This is a genomic window from Erythrobacter sp. CCH5-A1, from assembly GCF_001557115.1.
In the GTDB taxonomy this organism is placed as follows: Bacteria; Pseudomonadota; Alphaproteobacteria; order Sphingomonadales; family Sphingomonadaceae; genus Erythrobacter.
In genome coordinates this window covers 1-3,399 of the sequence record NZ_LSKQ01000171.1, presented here as the reverse complement: position 1 = coordinate 3,399, position 3,399 = coordinate 1, and the positions used below count along the sequence as shown (strand labels likewise).

General features: G+C 61.4%; 4 protein-coding genes. All 4 read right to left on the bottom strand.

Annotated features, from left to right (window positions below):
- A partial coding sequence (locus AX708_RS09455; protein WP_067490045.1) for a type II toxin-antitoxin system RelE/ParE family toxin occupies window positions 1–268 on the bottom strand: 268 nt, incomplete at its 3' end.
- Window positions 269–406: 138 nt separating this feature from the next.
- Window positions 407–2,635, bottom strand: coding sequence for an ATP-dependent RecD-like DNA helicase (locus AX708_RS09450; protein WP_067400038.1), 2,229 nt, complete (start codon window positions 2,633–2,635; stop codon window positions 407–409).
- Window positions 2,632–3,105 (bottom strand): hypothetical protein, encoded by a 474-nt coding sequence (locus tag AX708_RS09445; RefSeq protein WP_230962557.1) that lies wholly within the window; start codon window positions 3,103–3,105, stop codon window positions 2,632–2,634. Before AX708_RS09445 ends, AX708_RS09450 begins: the two co-directional genes overlap by 4 nt.
- A 58-nt stretch (window positions 3,106–3,163) precedes the next feature.
- Window positions 3,164–3,399 (bottom strand): hypothetical protein (locus AX708_RS21120; RefSeq protein ID WP_233999637.1); only part of this gene is annotated, 236 nt, incomplete at its 5' end.

Here is a 3,399-nt window from a genome sequence, read left to right as displayed (position 1 = left end):
GATTGTCCTTCTCGTTCTTGGCGAAGACGGTGATCAGGTAGATCGGCATATGCCGACCGCCGAACACATAGATGGTGCGGTAGCCACCGCTTTTGCCGCCACCTTCGCGCGGGATCCGGATCTTGCGCAGTCCACCGCCCAGCGACACCCCTGCCTCCGGGCTGGCCGCGATGAAGCTGATCAGGCTCAGGCGTTCGTCATCGCTCATAATGGCCTTGGCGCGCCGTTGGAACTCGGGAAGTTCGACAACGGTATGCAAGGTCGTCATGGCCTCAGCGCATTATTGGGACACGGATATACGGTAGTTGGCTGTGATGCGCACCATATATAAGTCGATGACGCATAGGTCAATGACGTATAGCGTCTGGCTCCGTCATCCTTCCCCCCGGAGCGGTCAGGCCGAGGGTCAGCCGTCTGGCGAAGCGCGCAGCTTCTCGGCGGTGCGGCTACAGCCTGGCGTTGGCATCCCGAGCCACTCGTTGAGCTTGGACCAGCGGCGGCGACCCGCGGCATTTCTGACGGCGATCGCGATGGCCCGGGGCTGGCCGACCAGCACCACCAGCTTCTTGCCGCGGGTGACTCCGGTGTAGAGCAGGTTTCGCTGCAGCATCGCGTAATGCTGGGTCATGACCGGGATCACGACCGCTGGGTATTCGGATCCCTGGCTCTTGTGGATCGTCGCGGCGTAAGCTGGCACCAGAGTGTCCAGTTCTCCGAACTGGTAGGTGACCACGCGGCCGTCGAAATCGACCGTCAACTCGCTCTCTTCGGAATCCAGGGCCTGAATGTAACCGATGTCCCCATTGAACACGTCCTTGTCGTAATCATTCTCGATCTGCATCACCTTGTCGCCGGGGGCAAAGATCCATCCGAACCGCTCGACCTTGGCGGAAGGATTGGGATTGAGCGCCTTCTGCAATTCGATGTTGAGGGAGCGCGCGCCGACCCCGCCGCGGTTCATCGGGCACAGGACCTGAACATCCCGCACGGGGTCGAACCCGAATTTGCGGGGGATATGCTTGCCCACAAGATCGATGATCTTGGGCACGGCCTGCTCGGGATCTGCGGCTGACACGAAATAGAAATCGCTCTCACCTTCGACCTTGCCCAATTCAGGGCTCCGGCCCTGGTTGATCTGATGGGCAGTGGTGATGATCCGGCTCTGTGCGGCCTGGCGAAACACCTCGGTCAACCGGACTACCGGCACTGCGCCGGACTGGATGATGTCGGCAAGGACCTGCCCCGGCCCGACCGAGGGTAGCTGGTCAATGTCACCGACGATCAGCACGGCGGCAGTGTCGGGCACGGCCTTCAGCAGCGACTGCATCAGCATCACGTCGACCATCGAGCTCTCGTCGACCACCAGCAGATCACATGGCAGCGGGTTTTCCTCATTGCGCTTGAATCCGAAGGCCTTGGGGTCAAACTCAAGCAGGCGGTGAATGGTCTTTGCCTCCATGCCCGTCGCCTCGGTCATCCGCTTGGCCGCCCGGCCTGTGGGCGCACAGAGCAAAAGCTTGACCGCCTTGGCGGCGACAATCCGCAGGATCGCATTGACGATGGTGGTTTTGCCAACGCCAGGGCCGCCGGTGATCACGGTGAGTTTGGATTGCAGGGCCAGCGTGACAGCCTCCTTTTGGCTTGCCGCCAGAGTCAGGCCCGTGCGCCCCTCGATCCATGGCAGTGCCTTGCCCGGATCGATCACCGACCAGGGCAAGGGCCCGTCCATCAGGGCGTGCAGCCGGGCAGCGATGACCTTCTCGGCGTTGTAGAGGCCACCCAGAAATACGCACGCCTGCCCAGCCACACTATCGGCGACCACCGTGCCATTATCCAGTTCCAGCGCCAGCGCGGTCTCGATCAAGGTGCTGTCGACTTCGAGAAGCCGGGCTGTCAGTTCCTTGAGGTCTGTCACGGGCAGGCCGCAGTGCCCCTCCCCCATCGCCTGTGTGAGCGCGAAGGACACCCCTGCCCTCACCCGCACCATGGCGGTCTTCTCGATCCCGAGCTTCTCTGCAATGGTGTCGGCGGTTCTGAATCCGATGCCCCGAATGTCGCGCGCCAGGCGATAGGGATTATCGCTCATCACCTGGACGGCATCGGCGCCATAGGTCTTGAATATGCGCACAGCTCGGGCTGTCCCGACACCATGGCTGTGCAGAAAGACCATGATCTCGCGAATAACCTTCTGATCCGCCCAGGCGGCCGTGATCTTCGCAGCGCGCTTCGGACCAATCCCTTCGACCTCGCGCAGCCGCTCTGGATTGGCCTCGATGACGTCAAACACATCCTTGCCGAACAACCTGACCATGCGTTTGGCATAGACCGGCCCAATGCCCCGGATCATGCCCGAGCCCAGATACTTCTCGATCCCTTCGATCGATGAGGGCTCCGATGTCTTCAGAAACCTGGCCCGGAACTGGAGCCCGTGGTGGCGATCATTGACCCACTCGCCGGAGGCGGTGATCCACTCTCCGGCTGATATCATCGCAGCATGGCCCACGGTCGTAACCAGATCACGATGGCCACGGGCCTTGACGCGCAGGACACAAAATCCGCTCTCGTCACTGTGGAATGTGACCCGTTCCACATGTCCGACCAGCACTTCGGTCGCAGGGGATGCTGCCTGGTTCATCGCAGCTGCCGAGGCTCCTCGATTTCGTCAGCGTCCCCCGTCGCCTCATGGACCTCCTCGCGGATGATCTTCTCCGTGATCTCGGCAAGATGCAGCGTCAGTGCGTTACTCAATTCCTCAAACTCGGGCCACAGGACGCCGTTCACGAAACTGGCCGGCGCGCGGATGAGCACGCTCTGGCGATGCATGCGCCGATAACGAAAGGGCCGGATCCCGTACCGCCTGCATAGGGCTGTAAACAGCTGGCGGGACCATAAATCAGGGATCGAGAACTTGAACTCCTCCGCACGCTCTTTCTTGCTGGCCGTATCAAACTGCTTGCGAATGCGTTCCGCCGCAGCCCCCGCGGCCGCCCTCTCCCCCGCCGTTGCTGCCCCTGCATAGAGCGCCTCGATTTTGCGAAGCCTGTCTCGCAGGCGCTGTTCCGAATCCATACCTTCCTTCATTGTGGCCTCGGGCGTACTGGCCACATGCGCCCTACCCTCACCCTGCGGAAAAGCCCCGCAGACCAGGTTTGGCCCGTGTCCTTCAGCACAAGCGCCGCCCGATACGACGAAGCCGATGGCATTTTGTCGGTCTGATCTGTGGAATTGGCGAGCATGCGATGCCTATAGCATCGACATTCTCATCCAGCACGGCAAGCTCAGCCGAGATCGCGAATGCGGCAAGGCAGCTTCCACGGGTTTCTCGCTGAAAGCGGAAATTCGCAAATCGTTTAGAGTTTCGGACGCCGATAGGCGTCGGAAAGTCGACGGTGCCCGAAC